The 16,842-nt window shown below is 68.3% G+C and carries 14 protein-coding genes; 7 read left to right on the forward strand and 7 right to left on the reverse strand.

Annotation, left to right across the window (positions count from 1 at the left end; translation table 11 throughout):
• Positions 1 to 263: 263 nt before the first annotated feature.
• Positions 264 to 725: an LppP/LprE family lipoprotein gene (locus tag A5764_RS19400; RefSeq protein WP_369807344.1), complete on the forward strand. Its 462-nt coding sequence runs from the start codon at positions 264 to 266 to the stop codon at positions 723 to 725.
• Between the two features lie 32 nt (positions 726 to 757).
• On the opposite strand, the gene A5764_RS19405 is transcribed toward A5764_RS19400, so the two are convergent.
• The 3 genes from A5764_RS19405 to A5764_RS19415 all read right to left on the reverse strand — a co-directional run bounded on the left by A5764_RS19405 (position 758) and on the right by A5764_RS19415 (position 6,005).
• Positions 758 to 2,698: an acyl-CoA dehydrogenase gene (locus A5764_RS19405; protein WP_067115689.1), complete on the reverse strand. Its 1,941-nt coding sequence runs from the start codon at positions 2,696 to 2,698 to the stop codon at positions 758 to 760.
• A 128-nt stretch (positions 2,699 to 2,826) separates the two neighbouring features.
• On the reverse strand, positions 2,827 to 5,367 hold the full coding sequence (locus A5764_RS19410) for an ATP-binding cassette domain-containing protein (RefSeq protein ID WP_067115692.1): 2,541 nt from the start codon (positions 5,365 to 5,367) through the stop codon (positions 2,827 to 2,829).
• A gap of 140 nt (positions 5,368 to 5,507) precedes the next feature.
• Positions 5,508 to 6,005, reverse strand: coding sequence for a MarR family winged helix-turn-helix transcriptional regulator (locus A5764_RS19415; RefSeq protein WP_067115695.1), 498 nt, complete (start codon positions 6,003 to 6,005; stop codon positions 5,508 to 5,510).
• 118 nt (positions 6,006 to 6,123) lie between these two features.
• Between A5764_RS19415 and A5764_RS19420 the strand changes: the two genes are divergently transcribed.
• Both A5764_RS19420 and A5764_RS19425 read left to right on the forward strand, forming a co-directional pair.
• Positions 6,124 to 8,172 (forward strand): DUF2232 domain-containing protein, encoded by a 2,049-nt coding sequence (locus A5764_RS19420; RefSeq protein WP_082951806.1) that lies wholly within the window; start codon positions 6,124 to 6,126, stop codon positions 8,170 to 8,172.
• Positions 8,169 to 9,029: an energy-coupling factor transporter transmembrane protein EcfT gene (locus A5764_RS19425; protein ID WP_067115701.1), complete on the forward strand. Its 861-nt coding sequence runs from the start codon at positions 8,169 to 8,171 to the stop codon at positions 9,027 to 9,029. Before A5764_RS19420 ends, A5764_RS19425 begins: the two co-directional genes overlap by 4 nt.
• A 94-nt stretch (positions 9,030 to 9,123) precedes the next feature.
• On the opposite strand, the gene A5764_RS19430 is transcribed toward A5764_RS19425, so the two are convergent.
• On the reverse strand, positions 9,124 to 9,570 hold the full coding sequence (locus A5764_RS19430; protein ID WP_067115704.1) for an Lrp/AsnC family transcriptional regulator: 447 nt from the start codon (positions 9,568 to 9,570) through the stop codon (positions 9,124 to 9,126).
• A 115-nt stretch (positions 9,571 to 9,685) separates the two neighbouring features.
• Here A5764_RS19430 and ddaH point away from each other — a divergent pair, with 115 nt between their 5' ends.
• Genes ddaH through A5764_RS19445 form a run of 3 tightly spaced genes read left to right on the forward strand, consistent with a single transcriptional unit; the run spans position 9,686 to position 13,222 of the window.
• Positions 9,686 to 10,528, forward strand: a complete 843-nt coding sequence (ddaH, locus tag A5764_RS19435; RefSeq protein ID WP_067115707.1) for a dimethylargininase — start codon at positions 9,686 to 9,688, stop codon at positions 10,526 to 10,528.
• Positions 10,525 to 11,751: an ornithine--oxo-acid transaminase gene (rocD, locus tag A5764_RS19440; RefSeq protein WP_067115710.1), complete on the forward strand. Its 1,227-nt coding sequence runs from the start codon at positions 10,525 to 10,527 to the stop codon at positions 11,749 to 11,751. Before ddaH ends, rocD begins: the two co-directional genes overlap by 4 nt.
• Before the next feature lie 28 nt (positions 11,752 to 11,779).
• Positions 11,780 to 13,222: an amino acid permease gene (locus A5764_RS19445; RefSeq protein ID WP_156664766.1), complete on the forward strand. Its 1,443-nt coding sequence runs from the start codon at positions 11,780 to 11,782 to the stop codon at positions 13,220 to 13,222.
• Here A5764_RS19445 and A5764_RS19450 read toward each other — a convergent pair whose 3' ends face one another.
• From A5764_RS19450 to A5764_RS19460, 3 genes are read right to left on the reverse strand one after another with little or no spacing between them, the layout of a single operon-like run.
• Positions 13,223 to 14,560: a sugar ABC transporter substrate-binding protein gene (locus A5764_RS19450; protein ID WP_156664767.1), complete on the reverse strand. Its 1,338-nt coding sequence runs from the start codon at positions 14,558 to 14,560 to the stop codon at positions 13,223 to 13,225. It lies immediately after the preceding gene.
• Between the two features lie 2 nt (positions 14,561 to 14,562).
• On the reverse strand, positions 14,563 to 15,387 hold the full coding sequence (locus A5764_RS19455) for a carbohydrate ABC transporter permease (RefSeq protein ID WP_067115716.1): 825 nt from the start codon (positions 15,385 to 15,387) through the stop codon (positions 14,563 to 14,565).
• Positions 15,374 to 16,258, reverse strand: coding sequence for a carbohydrate ABC transporter permease (locus A5764_RS19460; RefSeq protein WP_067115720.1), 885 nt, complete (start codon positions 16,256 to 16,258; stop codon positions 15,374 to 15,376). The genes A5764_RS19455 and A5764_RS19460 overlap by 14 nt, the downstream gene beginning before the upstream one ends.
• Positions 16,259 to 16,304: 46 nt before the next feature.
• Between A5764_RS19460 and A5764_RS19465 the strand changes: the two genes are divergently transcribed.
• Positions 16,305 to 16,842, forward strand: a 538-nt coding sequence (locus tag A5764_RS19465) for a PmbA/TldA family metallopeptidase (protein WP_304441336.1), incomplete at its 3' end; no start/stop codon positions are given.

The following is a 16,842-nucleotide window of genomic DNA, read 5'->3' on the forward strand; positions in this document are numbered from 1 at the left end:
AATGGTGCGACAAGGATGTTTCGGCACCGGGCGTCCGATGTTTCCGCCGCTTTACGGCTTGCTCTCACCGGATCCGAAGCGCTGTGTGAGTGTCCGGAGGGCCGCAAACCAAACGGATAACCGCAGGTCAGCGCCGATCTGCGACTTCGCCCACGTTACCCGCAGATGCTTGGGAATCGCCCCTCAGAAGGGGGTTCCGATGAAACAAATGGGACATTCACAGTTTTCGTTAAGCTCACAATGTGCGTCGCTTGTTTGTGATTGTGCTGCTTTTGTTGGTCTCGGCTTGCGGCGGCAAATCGACGACACCGCCGGCCTCGCAAACCGATACCTGCAAGCAGTCGGACGGGCCGACGGCCGACACGGTGCGGCAGGCCATCTCCTCGGTTCCGGTGGAGGTTCCGGGATCGAGCTGGGTCGAGATCGCCCGCGGGCACACCAAGAACTGCCGCTTGTACTGGGTGCAGATCATCCCGACCATCGCCAGCGAGTCGACCCCTCAGCAGCTGCTGTTCTTCGACCACGACAGGCCCCTCGGTCCGGCCACACCAAACCCGAAGCCGTACATCACCGTGCTGCCCGCCGGCGACGACACCATCACCGTCCAGTATCAATGGCAGGTCGGCAAGGAAGAGCCGTGTTGTCCCAAGGGCATCGGAACGGTGAAGTTCCACATCGGCTCAGATGGCACGCTGCAACCGCTCGGCAAGATCCCTCACCAATAGGCTTGCGGCACAGCCCCTCGCGACGCTGACGCTCAGGCCGACAGGTTCTCGGGGTGCAGCATCTCGGCGTAGCGCAGCGGCTCGGGGATCCCGAACCCGTCGACCAGCGTCTCGGCATGCGGGCGCAGCGCCCGGCAGCGATCGTTGATGCCACGAGTGACGGCCTTGGCCCGCTCGGTGGACAGGTAGCGGTGCTCGATGTACCAGGCCTTGTCATCCTCGATCACCGACAACGCATACAAGTCGCAGACGATGCACAACAACTCGCGGGCCTTCTCATCCTCGCAGGCGTCGATCCCGGCGACGAAGGCTTCCAACACGATTCGGTCGATGTGCGCGTTCGCGGCGTGCAACACATGGTCTTGCACCGCGTTGAACGCGTCGAATTGCGACATGTCCTTGGATTTGGCCTGCAGCCGTCGCGCCACCGACGCCAGTAGATATTCTTCGCGGTCCTCGAACATCTTGATCTGGGTGCCTCGGTTGAACAGGCTGCCTTCTTCCTCGCTGTCCTGCCGGGTGTCCACGATCGTTTGGATGATCGTCTCCGCCGCAGTGCGTTTCAGAACACGCTCGCCAACGGTGTTGGCCGCGAAGCGCACCCATTCGACCGGGCTCATGCTGCGGATGTCGTCGGCGTACGCCGTCAGCAGCTCCTTGGCCACTAATTGAGTCAGCACGTGGTTGTCGCCCTCGAATGTGGTGAACACGTCGGTGTCGCCGCGCAGCCCGATCAGCCGGTTCTCGGCCATGTAACCCGCGCCCCCGCACGCCTCGCGGGCTTCCTGAATGGCTCGGGTCGCGTGCCAGGTGTTCGCCGCCTTCAGCCCCGCGGCCCGGGCCTCCAGCTCGCGCTGCTCGTCGGCGTCGGGGGCGTCGGCGGTCTGAATGTCGTGGCACTTGCTCACCAGCTCGTTCTGGGCGAACTGCAGCGCGTATGAGCGTGCGATCAACGGAAACAGCCGGCGCTGGTGCACCAGGTAGTCCATGATCAGCACCTCGGTGTCCTCATCAGGTGCGCTGAATTGCCTGCGCTGCAACGCATATCGGGTAGCGATGTCCAGCGCGACGCGGGCGGCGGCGCCCGCGCTACCGCCGACGGTGATCCGGCCGCGGATCAGGGTCCCCAGCATGGTGAAGAACCTGCGGTTGGGGTTCTCGATCGGCGAGCTGTAGGTGCCGTCGGGTGCGACGTCGCCGTACTTGTTCAGCAGATTCACCCGCGGGACGCGGACGTGGTCGAACACGATGCGGCCATTGTCGACGCCGGGCAGTCCGCCCTTGTATTCGCAGTCCGACGTGGTGATCCCGGGCAGGTCGCTGCCGTCGGCGTCGCGGATCGGGACCAGCACGCAGTGCACGCCGTGGTTGACCGGCTCGCCATTCTCGGTGGTGATAAGCTGCGCGAAAACCGCTGCAGTGGTTGCGGTTTCGGCCGCGCCGCCGATGTAATCCTTGCGGGCGGTCGGGGTGGGGGAGTCGATGACGAACTCCTGCGTCTCGGGATCGTACGTCGCGGTGGTTTCCACCGATTGAACGTCGCTGCCGTGTCCGGTCTCGGTCATCGCAAAGCAACCGCGCATCTCGAGGCTGATGATCTTCTTCACGTAGGCCTCGTGGTGACGCTCGGTGCCGAGGTTCTCGACGGCGCCGCCGAACAGCCCCCACTGCACCCCGGCCTTCACCATCAGCGACAGGTCCGACATTGCCAGCATCTCGATCATCGTGATCGCCGCACCCACGTCGCCGGTGCCGCCGTGCTCTTTGCGGAAGTTGTCGGCGGCGACACCGAACGCGGCCATGATCCTCATTTGCTCGGCCACCTTGGTGCGGGCGATCACGGTGTTAGGCGTGTAGTGGGGGCGGAACAACTCCTCGGTCATGGTGGCCCGCATCCGGTTCTTCACGTCGCGCCAACGCCCGTCGAGCGCGTTGCGCAGATGTTCGGCAGTGGTTTTCGTGTCTGGCGCCATAGTGTGCACGGTAACCCGCTGGTCGGGCGCTTGAAACGCGTTCGCCTGCCCAACGTGCATTCACCGCGAGTCCGCGGCCAGATTCTCGCGCTGACTGCACGCTCGGCGATTCCGGGCGGCTGTCGTGATCACGCGGTCAGCTCACCAAGCTCCTGCTGTTCGCGCTGCAGTGGCGCCCGGCTGGGTCCGCGGCTGGGCGCCCGCAGCCGATACAGGGTGAACCCGGCCGCCACCGCGCCGAAGGCGAGCAGCATCGCCATGTCGAACACCCACCAGCCCGAATAGTGGGTCCACATTTCGGCATTGGCGGCCAGCGCGTCGACCCTGCGTAGATCGACCGTCGATGCCGTAGCCGCAAATCCCCACTGGGCCGGGACGAACCAGGAGATCTGCTGGAAGCCCCACTTGCCGACCAGTTGGACCAGGCTGCCGTTGAACAGCAGCGAGACCAGGATCACCGGCACCAGCAGCGGCAGGACCTCCCGCATCCGGTTGCCGAGCGCGGACAGCGCGAGGCCGATGACCGCCGAGACCATCGCCGTGACGGCCACGCTCACGTAGAGCTCGGCCGTGGCGTTGTGCAACAAGACGGCGCCGTGCACCGGGCCGCCCTTGACGGCGATGACGATGCCGAATACGACGGCCGAGAGGGCGGCCGCGGCAAAACCGAAGACGACGACCTTGGCGACCAGGTAGGCCGGCGCCGACAGCCCGATGGCCTGCTCGCGGCGGAAGACGCGACGCTCGTCGACCAGCGTGCGGATGGTCAGCACGAGGCCAACGATCACCGCGGCGATGTTGAGCGCGGCCAGGATCTCGATGGCTTCATGCGGGTTGGAGCTGCTCGGGTTGGGCCGCTCTAGGCCCGAGTCGCCGGGTATCAGCAGGGTCAGCGCCGCCAGCACGAAGGGCAGGACCAGCAAGAACAAGAGGTACAGGCGCTCGCCGAGGAGCAGGCGAAGCTGGCGACGAGCCACGAGCCAGATTTGCCGCTTGAGCGGCAGCTCTGCCGGCGGCGGCCACGGCGCGGCGACCTCGGGCGGCGTGGCCGGCACCCCTGCCGGCTGGCGTGTCAGGAATGCGCGGTGGGCACCGTCGGGGTCCGTGCGCACCTGCTCGACGACACGTGCCCAGTCGGTGCTGCCCAGCGTGGACTCGACCTGCAGGGGCGTGCCCAGGAACGCCACGGCGCCGGTCGATGTCAGCACCAAAACCTGATCGCACATGTTGAGGTGCCGCAGCGATTCCTGCGAGGACATGGCCACCACCACGACGCAGCCGACATCGGCCTGGCGCCGCAGCATCGCCATCACGTGCTCCTGTTGCGCCGCGTCCAGCCCGGCGGTCGGTTCGTCGACCACCAGCAGCGTCGGTCTGGTGAGGAGCTCGACCGCCATCGACACGCAGCGGCGCGCCTCGGGTGGGAGCTTGCTGATTCGGGTCGCGCGGTGCGGCGTCAGATCGAGCTCTTCGAGAAGCTGGTCCACCACCCGCTGGCGGTGCTCGGGCGCGGTGTCCGGCGGCAGGCGCAGTTCGGCGGCGAACCGCATTTCCCGCTCGACGGTCAGCCGCGGGTGAACCCGCTCGTCGCGCTGCACGATCCCGATGTGGCTGCGCATGGACTCGGGCTCGGCGTGCACGTCGTGCCCATCCACGGTGGTGTGGCCGGAGCTGGTTTCCCTGGTGCCGGCGAGGAGCTGGAGCAGCGCGGAGTTGCGTGCCGGCGACGGCCCGGTGATCGCGGTCAATGTCCCGGGCCGCGCCATGAACGAGATATCGGTGAGCATCTCGTGCCCGTCGACGGCCAGCCCCAGCTGGTATGCGGCCACCCCGAGGGTGCGCGCGTCGGGTCGAAGCGGCAGTCGATAGGTGGCGCTCGGCTCCTCGGTGCGGAACGACGGGCGCGAAGCGGGCAGCTTGCGGGTGGTCATCTGCTCGATCAGATCCTGGCCCCGGGGTGCTTCGTCGTCCGCGACGGGCGGCGGCGGGACGGGTGGCGCCGCGGGTGGCGATGGCGGGACGACGGGTGGCGCCGCAGGTTCTGACGCCTCAGGTGGGCTGGGGCGCTCGGCCTCGGGCGGACTGGGCCGCTCGGCCGCAGGCGGTTGCGGTGGCGCGATCCGTATTCGCTGGGTGGCCCGCTCCGAGGGGGCCTGCAAGTTGGGATCGTCGCGGCGTGGGGGCTGCGCCGCCACAGGCGGAGGCGCAGGACGCGCCGCCACGGGCGGCGGCGGTGGAGGTGTTGGCGGCGGGGAGGGGCGGAATTGCGGCGGCCGCGGGTGCGGCGGCCCTTGCGGCGGACCGGCCGGGCGCAGGGGCGGTCCCGCCGGCGGACCGATCTGGAACACCAACCGCGGACCTCGCTGCGGATCGCCGATGGTGATCGCCTGCCCGGAGTGGATGTCGACCGCGGACACGCGGCTGCCGTTCACGAACATGCCGTGGGGGCTGCTGCTGATGGCCACCCAGTGGCTACCGGTGAACCGCAGGACCACGTCCGGGCCGGCCGCCGGCGGCGGTGGGGCCGCGTTTCCCGGGCGCCCCAAGGGAATGTCGACCCCGTGGCCGTAGCCCACCAGCACGTCGCGGCCCGGGCCAAAGACGTACCGCGTCGGACCGAACCACACGGTCAAAGGGGAGGCCGGAATGGCGGAAGCCTCGGTCCGCATCACCGCTACCTTTCGTCACCGATCAGACCACCGATTAGACATCGCCCCGGCCTTCGGACGTTGCTTCAAGTGTCTACCCGTTGGCTTTGGTCTCTCCACGGTCTCTCCACCGAGCGCCTGTCCGCCGAGGCGGACGCCGATCACAGGGTATTGCGTCGCCCAGACGCGGCGGCATTCTCGAGCAGCCGGCGCAGCACCCCGACCGCGTCCTTGAGCACCTGGCGGTCCGTTGGTTCCAACAGTGCCAATTGCGGCTCGATCGCGGCGGCGCGGTCCGCGCGGACCGCGTTGAGCGTGCGGATGCCGTCGTCCGTGATGCGGATGCGCACCGCCCGGGCGTCCCCGGGATCGACGGTTCGGGTGACCAGGCCGGCCTCCTCGAGGCGGCGCACCTGGGTGGTCATCGTCGGTTGCGAGCAGTGATCGACGGCGGCCAGGTCACCGATGCGGGCCTCGCCGTGGGCTTCGATGGTGGCCAGCAGCCTGGCCTGCGCGGCGGGCAGCGGCATCTGGATGCGCTGGGTCGCCAGCCGGTTGAGCCGCGCGACGACGGCGAGCAGGTCTGCTCCCAGCCCGGGCTGCGGCTCGGTGTTTGCGGCGTCAACGACATCGTTGTTGTTGGCGGCGGATGCATTCATACCTCCATGGTTGCATAGGTTTGCTAAGCGAGACGTCCGCCACGCGTCCGGACCGCAAAACCCAGGGCCACTGGCGCGCTGCGGGGACTTGCCGCCGCGGCCTGGCACAATCGGTAAAGTGACCGCCCCCAGCCCATCCCGTGCACGCCGTCGGGGCGGACCGCTGCGACCGGTCGAATTGGCGCAGGCCTCGGTGATGGGGGCGCTGTGCGCGGTGATCGCGATCATTTCCGTGGTCGTCCCGTTCGCGGCGGGGCTGGCCTTGCTGGGTACCGTGCCCACCGGGCTGCTGGCCTACCGTTACCGGCTACGGGTGCTGGCGGCCGCGACCGTTGCTGCCGGGGTGATCGCATTTCTGATCGCCGGGCTGGGCGGACTGATGACCGTCGTCCACTGCGTCTACATCGGCGGTCTGACCGGATTCATCAAGCGCAAGGGCCGCGGCACACCCACGGTGATCGTCTGTTCGCTGGTGGCGGGGCTCGTGTTCGGCGCCGCGAACGTCGGCGCGCTGATGGTGATGACCCGGCTGCGGCACCTGATTTTCGACGTGATGACCGCCGACGTGGACGGGCTCGCGGCGTTCATGAGCCGGGTCCACCTGCAGGGCGGCGCGGATGCCTTGAAACGGTGTTTCGCCTTCGGAGTCCACTACTGGCCGTGGTTGGTCCTGGCCTATTACGTGGTCGGGATCACCATCGTGTCGCTGATCGGCTGGTGGGCGCTGTCCCGCCTGTTGGAGCGCATGCGCGGCATCCCCGACGTCCACAAGCTGGACGCCTGGGACGGCAGCAAGGGTGAGGAGGGCCACATCGGCCCCGTCCCCGTGCGGCTCGACAAGGTGCGGTTCCGGTATCCCGGTGCCCGCCAAGACGCCCTGCGCGAGGTCAGCCTGAATCTGCGGGTGGGCGAACACGTCGCGGTGACCGGGCCTAACGGTTCCGGCAAGACCACGCTGATGCTGATCCTGGCCGGCCGGGAACCGACCTCGGGCACCATCGACCGCCCGGGCGCTGTCGGCTTGGGCAAGCTCGGCGGCACGGCCGTGGTGCTCCAGCACCCCGAAAGCCAGGTCCTGGGCACCCGGGTAGGCGACGACGTGGTCTGGGGTTTGCCGCCGGGCACCCACATCGACGTGAACCGGCTGCTGACCGAGGTCGGCCTCGAGGGGCTCGCCGAACGCGACACCGGAAGCCTGTCGGGAGGTGAGCTGCAGCGCCTCGCGCTCGCGGCGGCGCTGGCCCGGGAGCCGGCGTTGCTCATCGCCGACGAGGTCACCACCATGGTCGATCAGCAAGGCCGCGATGCCTTGCTGGGCGTGCTGTCCGGTCTCACCAAGCGGCACCGCACGGCGCTGATGCATATCACGCACTACAACAACGAGGCCGATTGCGCCGATCGCACAATCGATCTCAGCGATTCGCCGGACAACACGCGCATGGTCGAGACCGCGGCCGCGCCCACCCGAACTGTCGCCGACGATCACGGCTCGCACGCGCCGGTCATGGAACTTCTCGGAGTCGGCCACGAATACGGCAGCGGTACCCCCTGGGCCAAGACCGCGCTGCACGACGTCACCTTCACCGTCGGGCAAGGCGATGGGGTGCTGATCCACGGCGGCAACGGCTCGGGTAAGTCGACGCTGGCGTGGATCATGGCCGGCTTGACGGTCCCCACCAGCGGTAGCTGTCTGCTGAATGGCCGCCCGACCCACGAGCAGGTCGGCGCGGTGGCGTTGTCGTTCCAGGCGGCGCGGCTGCAGTTGATGCGCAGCCGCGTGGACCTGGAAGTGGCCTCCGCAGCGGGCTTTTCGCACCGCGAGGAGGATCGCGTCGCCGCCGCGCTCGCCGTTGTCGGACTCGATCCCACGCTGGCAAAGCGGCGGATCGAGCAGCTCAGCGGCGGCCAGATGCGCCGCGTGGTGCTGGCCGGGCTCTTGGCCCGCTCGCCACGCGCCTTGATTCTCGACGAGCCGCTCGCGGGTTTGGACGCCGCCAGCCAGCGCGGCCTGCTGCGGCTGCTCGAGGACCTGCGCCGCGAGCGGGGCCTGACGGTGGTGGTCATCTCGCACGACTTCGTCGGGCTGGAGGACGTGTGCCCGCGCACCCTGCACTTGCGCAACGGCACCCTGGAACAGGTGTCGGCGGCGGCGGGGGGTATGGCATGACCGCCACCTCCGCCCCTAAGCAGTCATCGACCCGGCGCACCCAGCGCCCGGTGGTGCTGCTCGTCCCGGTACCCGGAACCTCGACCATCCACGAACTGTGGGCGGGTACCAAACTGCTGGTCGTCCTTGGCGTTTCGGTGCTGCTGACGTTCTACCCGGGCTGGTGGACGATCGGGTTCGTCGCCGCCCTGGTGCTGGCGGCGGCCAAGATCGCACGCATTCCGCGCGGCGTACTGCCGTCGGTGCCGCGGTGGCTGTGGGTGCTCATCGCCCTGGGCGGCATCACGGCCGCGCTGGCCGGCGGTCGCCCGAAGGTCTCGATAGCCGGGCTCGAGATCGGGCTCGGCGGCGGGTTGAACTTCCTGCGGATCACCGCGCTGTCGATCGTGTTGCTCGCGCTCGGGGCAATGGTGTCCTGGACGACCAATGTCGCCGAAATAGGGCCGGCCGTAGCGACATTGGGCCGGCCGCTGCGCCTATTGCGGATCCCGGTCGACGAATGGGCGGTGGCTTTGGCGCTCGCGCTGCGGGCCTTCCCGATGTTGCTCGACGAATTCCAGGTGCTGTACGCGGCCCGGCGGCTGCGGCCCAAACGGATCCCGCTGAGCCGCAAGGCCCGTCGCCGGCGGCACGCCCTGGAGCTGATCGACATGCTGGCCGCCGCCATCACCGTCACGCTGCGGCGCGCCGACGAGATGGGCGACGCGATCACCGCCCGCGGCGGCACGGGTCAGCTCGCGGCCAACCCGGCGCGCCCGAAACTGGCCGACTGGGTGACGATCGCGGTCACCGTCGCGATCAGCGCGGCAGCGGTGGCGCTCGAGACGTTATTGCCGATCTTGCACACCACCCCGTAGGCCCGAAAATGCGGTAGGGCCGCTTGCTTTTCGCGTAGCTTGAGCAAGTGGCCGACATCGGCGCCTGGTTCGCCGGGCGCTGGGGCCGCGGGCCTCAGGTGCGCATCCGGTCGATGAGGTTCGACAGCACCACTATGCTTTCGCTGCGTTCGATGTCCGCGCTCGACCGGATGCGCTCGAGGGCCGCCTCGAGGTGGCGCATGTCGCGGGCCAGCACGTGCAGGATGGCATCCGACGTGCCGGTGACGGTCGCCGCGCTGACCACCTCGGGCATGTCCGCCCAGGCCGCCCGCAGCCGATCGGGTGCGATCGTGCCGTGACAGAACACCTGCACGTAGGCCTCGGTGTTCCAGCCGAGCGCATTGCGGTCGACGACCGTGGTGAAGCCCTTGATCACCCCGTGGTCGACCATCCGGTCGACGCGACGCTTGACCGCCGGCGCCGAGAGATTCACCGTCTGGCCGATTTCGGCGAACGTGGCCCGCGCGTGCTGAGTCAGCTCGGCGAGGATGCGCTCGTCGGTCTCATCAAGGCGGTCCATCGCCACTCCCTCGCGCAACAAATCGTCGTGCTAGCGACTGTAGCGCAATAAACAGGCTACAGACACGCAATAATCGTCGTTTGCTTGTCCTAGGCCCTGCAAATACCGTTGATTTATGACGGATTCTTACGTCGCAGCACCCGCGCCTCCCAAGCCCCGCGTGCCCCGGACCTGCCGCTACGCAATGACGCCGCCGGCCTTCTTCGCGGTCGAGTACGCAATCAATCCCTGGATGGACGTGACCGCACCCGTCGACGTTCGCCTCGCGCAGGAGCAGTGGGAGGCGTTGCGCCGGACGTACCTCGGGCTGGGTCACCACGTGGACGTGGTCGAGCCCGTGCCCGGCCTTCCCGACATGGTGTACGCCGCCAACGGCGGGTTCATCGCACGAGACATCGCGATCGTCGCCCGGTTCCGCTTCGCCGAACGGTACGGCGAGTCGGCCGCCTATGCCGACTGGATGTCCTCGCTGGGCTACCGGCCGGTGTTCACCCGCCACGTCAACGAGGGGCAGGGCGACTTGCTCATGGCCGGCGACATGGTGTTGGCGGGCTACGGCTTTCGCACCGACCAGCGCGCGCACCCGGAAATCGGCGCGGCGCTGGGCGTTCCCGTCGTCTCGCTGGAACTGGTGGACCCGCGGTTTTATCACCTCGACACCGCGCTGGCCGTTCTCGACGAGCACACGATCGCGTTCTATCCGCCCGCGTTCAGCACCTCCGCGCAGGACCAGCTCCACGCACTGTTTCCCGACGCCATCGTGGTAGGAAGCGCGGACGCCTACGTGTTCGGTCTGAACGCCGTTTCCGACGGCCTGAACGTGGTGCTGCCCGGTGCCGCAACGGGATTCGCGGCCCAACTGCGCGGCGCCGGCTTCGAGCCCGTCGGGGTTGATCTGTCCGAGCTGCTCAAGGGCGGCGGTTCCGTCAAGTGCTGCACGTTGGAGGTATTCCCATGACGATCCTCGACGCCCGGACTTCGACGGAGATCGCGATCTCCTTGGTCGAACGGCATGCGGCGCATAACTATTCGCCGTTGCCGGTGGTCGCGGCCAGCGCCGACGGTGCCTGGATCACCGACGTCGACGGCCGGCGCTACCTGGATTGCCTCGCCGCCTACTCGGCGGTCAACTTCGGTCATCGCAACCCCGAGATCACCGCGGCGGCCCACGCGCAGCTGGACACCGTCACGCTGGTGAGCCGGGCGTTCCATTCCGACAAGCTCGGACCGTTTTGCGCCGCCCTTGCCCGGTTGTGCGGCAAGGACATGGTGCTGCCGATGAACTCGGGCGCCGAAGCCGTGGAGAGCGGCCTCAAGGTCGCCCGCAAGTGGGGCACCGACGTCAAGGGTGTTCCGGCGGGCCGGGCCAACATCGTCGTGGCCGACAACAACTTTCATGGCCGCACGATCAGCATCGTCAGCTTCTCCTCGGATCCGGCCGCACGCGACGGCTTCGGGCCGTTCACCCCGGGCTTCCGTTCCGTGCCCTTCGGCGACGCGTCGGCGCTGGCCCGGGCGATCGACGACGACACCGTCGCCGTGCTGCTGGAGCCGATCCAGGGCGAGGCCGGCATCGTCGTCCCGCCCGACGACTACCTGCCGGTCGCCCGCGGGCTGTGCAGCGAGCGCAACGTGCTGCTGATCGCCGACGAGATCCAGTCGGGGCTGGCCCGCACCGGTTACACCTTCGCCTGCGACCGGTGGGGCGTCGTACCCGACGTCTACCTGCTCGGCAAGGCGCTGGGCGGCGGCGTGGTCCCGCTGTCGGCGGTGGTCGCCAACCGCGACGTCCTGGGCGTGCTGCATCCCGGCGAGCACGGCTCGACCTTCGGCGGCAACCCGTTGGCCGCCGCGGTCGGCACCACGGTGGTCGCCATGCTGGCGCGCGGCGAGTTTCAGGCCCGCGCGGCCGAATTGGGCGCGCACCTGCATCGCCGCCTGCGGGGGCTGATCGGTGACGGCGTGCTGGCCGTGCGCGGCCTCGGGTTGTGGGCGGGCGTCGACGTCGAGCCGGCGCTGGGCACCGGCAAGGAAATCAGCCTGCGGCTGGCCCACCGCGGGGTGCTGGTCAAGGACACCCATGGTTCGACGTTGCGGTTCGCGCCGCCGCTGGTGGTCACCGTGCCGGAGATCGACTGGGCGATCGACCAGTTCGCGCTGGTCTTGCGGGAGGCCGCATAATCAGCTGATCCAACCAAGGGGGCGCCATTTGCCAACCACCTCGATCGGCCTGATGGACCAGATGCTGCGGCGTCGCCCTGTCGTCGGCGCACCGGTCGCGCACGGGGCCGCCGGTCAACTGAAACGCAGCATCGGTGTCTTCGAGCTGACGATGTTCGGGGTCGGTTCGACGATCGGCACCGGCATCTTCTTCGTGCTGTCGCAGGCGGTGCCGGAAGCCGGCCCGGGGGTGATCGTCTCGTTCGTCATCGCCGGCATCGCGGCCGGCCTGGCGGCCCTCTGCTACGCCGAATTGACCTCGGCCGTGCCGATTTCGGGTTCGTCCTACTCGTATGCGTACACCACGCTGGGTGAGGCCGTCGCCGTCTGCGTGGCGGCCTGCCTGCTGCTGGAGTACGGGGTGGCCACCGCCGCGGTCGCGGTGGGATGGAGCGGTTATGTCAACAAGTTGCTGAGCAACCTGTTCGGATTCCAGCTGCCGCACGCTTTGTCGGCGGCCCCATGGGACTCGCAGCCGGGCTATGTGAACCTGCCTGCCGTCGTCCTGATCGCGATGTGCGCGGTATTGCTGATCCGCGGCGCCAGTGAATCGGCGAGGGTCAACGCGGCCATGGTGTTGCTCAAGCTTTGCGTGCTGACCATGTTCGTAATCATCGCGTTCACCGCCTTCGATACGGGCCACTTCAAGGACTTCGCCCCGCTAGGCGTGGCGGGCATCGGCTCGGCGGCCGGCACCGTCTTCTTCTCGTTCATCGGCCTGGACGCGGTGTCGACGGCCGGAGACGAGGTCAAGGACCCGCAGAAGACGATGCCGCGCGCGCTGGTCGCGGCGCTGGTGATCGTCACCGGGGTCTACGTGCTCGTCGCGCTGTCCGCGCTGGGCACCCAGCCATGGCAGGACTTCGCCGGGCAGCAGGAGGCGGGGCTGGCCACGATCCTCGACCACGTCACGCGTGGCAGCTGGGCCGGCACCATCTTGTGTGCGGGCGCGGTGATTTCGATCTTCACCGTCACGCTGATCACCATGTACGGCCAAACCCGCATCCTGTTCGCCATGGGCCGCGACGGGCTGATGCCGTCGCGCTTCGCTGCGGTAAATGCGCGCACGATGACCCCGGTGACCAACACCGTGATCGTCGCGGTCGTCGTCGGGACGCTGGCCGCCTTGATACCGCTCGACAAGCTGGCGGACATGGTGTCCATCGGCACGCTGACCGCGTTCATCGTCGTGTCGGTCGGCGTGATCATCCTGCGGGTGCGCCAGCCCGACCTGCCTCGGGCGTTCAAGGTCCCGGGTTACCCTGTTACGCCGGTGCTTTCGGTGCTGGCCTGCGGGTACATCCTGGTGAGCCTGCACTGGTACACCTGGATCGCGTTCAGCGGGTGGATCGTGCTGGCGCTGGTCTTCTACTTCGTGTGGGGTCGCCACCACAGCGCGCTCAACACAGCAGAGGAGCCGGAAGCCGTTTGATCAGCGCCGCGCGGCGGCGTTGGCCGCCGCCTGTGCTTGCTTCAGCAGCGTCGCGACGTCGCCGCGGCCCAGGAACATCTCGTCGAAATAGCTTTGCAGGGCGGTGTTCCCGGCGGCGAAGCCGGCGCCGCCCGGCGCCGGGATCCGCGGGCCGTGCAACACCGAGAAAAAGGGTGTGACGTCGACGCCCTTGGCGGCCCAGTGGTCGAAGTAGACCCGCTGAGCCGACAGCACCGCGGGGATGGCCGCCCCGTCACGGCCCAGGTATTCATTGCCCTCGCGGCTGCCCATCCAGGCCAGCACCTGTCGAACCGCATTCGGGTGCTTGGTCGCCGAATTACCAGCCGCCGCAATGCCGTTGGTGACGCTGACCCTGCCCACGGGGCCTGCGGGCATCATCGCCACACCCCAGTGGAAGCGCGCGTCGCGGTCGACCGGCGCCAGGTTGTAGGTGCCGGACTGGAATAGCGCCATCCTGCCGGCCAGGAACTGGTTGCGGGAGAAGTCGCCGTTGTCGTTGGTGTCGGAGGCCGGCGGTGCGACGTGATCGTCGTTGATCAGACCGACCAGATAGCGGAACGCCTGCACCGCGGCGGGATTGGCGAACGCGAACTCGTCGCCTCGCTGGAACACCCCGCCCGCCGAGCCGATGTAGTTCAGGTAGATGCCCTGCGGATCGTTGGCCGCATTGTATCCCCATTGCCGGACCCGTCCGGCGTCGAAACCCGCTGTGCCCGCGGCCTTTCCGTCGGCGTCGAGGGTAAGCCGGGCCAGCAGGGGTCGCAAGGTGTCGCCGCCGTCGGGGCTCCACCGCAGGCCGTTGAGCTGCGCGGGATCGACTCCGGCGGCCCCGAGCAGGTCGGCGTTGTAGTAGAGCGCGATCCCCGCGTCGGTTAGCTGCGGCACCCCCCACAGCGTGCCGCCACGGGTGAACTGGTCGACCACCGCCGGCTCCCAATCGGCGGCGGCCTCTCGGCCCAGCGCCTTGCCGATGTCCAGCAACCGGCCACTGTCGGCGTAGGCGGCAAGGTAGGCGTTGGACACCCAGAAGATGTCATCGGCGCTGTCGCCGGCGACGTCGGTGCGCAGCGTGTCGAAGTACGTCGAGTACGCCACCAGGTTCAGGCGCACCTCGATGTTGGGATGGGCGCGGCCGAACGCCTCGAACGACTCCCGATACGCCGCGGCGATCTGGTCGGACCACAGCCGCACCCGCACGACGATCTTGCCGCCGTGGGGTTCACCGGAGTAGTCCAGCAGCACCGCCATGACGGCCAGCAGCGTCGCGACGATCACCAGCGACACCGCCATCAGCGTCGACGAGCGAGGCGGGGGCACGCTCACTTGAGCCCCGACACCACGATCGACGCGACGATGTGGCGTTGGAAGCCCACGAAGACCGTGATCAGCGGAACGATCGCGAGCGTCGTCGCCGCCATCACCAGCGTCCACTGGGAGTTGAACCGCGACTGCAGATCCGCCGTCGCCACCGTGAGCACCCGCCACTTGTGCCCGCTGGTGATCACCAACGGCCACATGAAGTTGTTCCATTGCGAGACCACGGTGATCAGCGTCAGGGCGGCCAGCACCGGGCGGCTGGACGGGATCACCACGTGCACGATCACGTCCAGGGTGTTGGCGCCGTCCAGGCGCGCGGCGTTGATCAAATCGTTGGGGATGAGGCGAAAGTGCTCGCGCAGCAGGAAGATCGCGTAGGGGGAGCCGAACACGAACGGCAGCACCAGCGCCCAGAACGTGTTGCGCAGGCCCAGCTGCGCCATCATCAGATACATCGGCACCACCGTGACCGTCGCCGGCACCATCAGCGTCGCGATGTAGACCCAAAACAGGGCATCGCGTCCCGGAAACCGCAAGCGCGCGAACGCGTATGCGGCCAGCACCGAAAAGGTGAGCTGACCCACCAGGATCACCGCCGTCATCAACGCGGTCACCGCCGCCGCGCGCCCGAACCCGGCCCCGCCCAGGTCGGTGTAGTTGGCCAGGGTTGGCGGCCGCGGCAACTGCAGCGGCGTTCCGGTGGCGAATTGGTGCGCCGACGTGAACGAGGTCAACAAACCAAGTGCAAAGGGGGCCAACGTGATCAGCGCGCCGACCGCCAGCCCGGCATAGACGACGGCATTGAAGACCCGGCTAGACGAGGTCATAGCTGATCCGCCGCCGGAAGTACACATGCTGGACGAAGGTGACGCCGATCAGGATGACGAACAGCACCACCGCCATGACCGACGCCCGTCCGATCGCCGCCGATCCGAACGCCTCGGCGTAGATGCGGTGGGCAACCAGGTCGGTGCTGCCGGCTGGGCCGCCGCCCGTCAGCGCGTAGACCATGTCGAAAACCTGTGCCGCGCTCACGATCCCGGTCACCAGCACGAAAAACATCGTCGGCCGCAGCATCGGCAGCGTGATGCGCCAGAACCGCTGCCACCCAGTGGCGCCATCGGTGCGCGCGGCGGCATGAATGTCCTCGGGGATGGCCAGCAGCCCCGCCAAGAAGGACAGCGAGACGTAGCCGACGTTGGTCCACACGACGACCGCCGAAACCAGCGGCAGCGCAAAGCTCGGGTCGGACAGCCACCCAATCGAATGCCCCAGAACCGTGCTCACCGCGCCGTCGGTGGGAGCCAGGATCCAGCGCCACAGCACCGCGATCGCCAGCGGCGCGCAGATCCACGGCAGCACGAAGACCGTGCGAAACAGGCCGGTGCCGGGCAGCCGGCGAACCAGCATCGACGCGGCGAGCAGCCCCAGCATCGTCTGCGCCGGGACCACGATCGCCACGAACGCGGCCGTCACGAGCAGCGAGTTGCCAAAGCCCCGGTCGGTGAGCACCGACCGCCAGTTCGCCAGGCCCACATAGCGCAGCGGGCCCAGCAAGTCCCACCGGTACAGGCTCAGCCAGACCACGACCAGGATGGGCAGCAACAGGAAGGCGACCACACCGAACAGGCTGGGCGCCAGCAAGGCGTAGCCCAGCGCGGTAGACCGAGGTCGTGTTCTCCCTGCGGCGCTCGCCATGGAGGTATTAAAGCGGGCCGTAACAAGCGGTCGTTACGGTGGAGCCGTGACACCGAACCGGGGGATCGATGCCGACTTCCTGGACCTGCCGCGCCACGAGCTTGCCGAAGCCGCGTTGTCGGCGGCCAGGGCGGCCGGGGCCAGCCACGCCGACCTGCGCCTTCACCGCATCAGCACCGAGATCATCCAGCTGCGCGACGGCGAGCTGGAGACCTCCGTCGTCAGCCGCGAGGTCGGCCTGGCGGTGCGGGTGATCGTCAACGGCACCTGGGGGTTCGCCTCGCACGCCGAGCTGGCGCCCGCCGTGGCGGCCGAGACCGCGCGCCGCGCGGTGCACGTGGCCACCACGCTGGCGGTTCTCAACAGCGAGCGCATCGAACTGGCGCCCGAGCCGGTGTATACCGACGCCACCTGGGTGTCGAACTACCGGATCGATCCCTTCGGCGTGTCCGCGGCCGACAAGATCGCCGTGCTGGAGGAGTACTCCGGGCGGCTGCTGGGCGCCGACGGCGTCGACCGTGACGGCCTCCAGCGACGGCTGCACCCGCACCCGCTGCTGAGTGATGGACGATCCGAAGGTGTCG

Origin of the sequence: Mycobacterium sp. 852002-51057_SCH5723018, assembly GCF_001667035.1 — a bacterium.
GTDB lineage: Bacteria > Actinomycetota > Actinomycetes > Mycobacteriales > Mycobacteriaceae > Mycobacterium.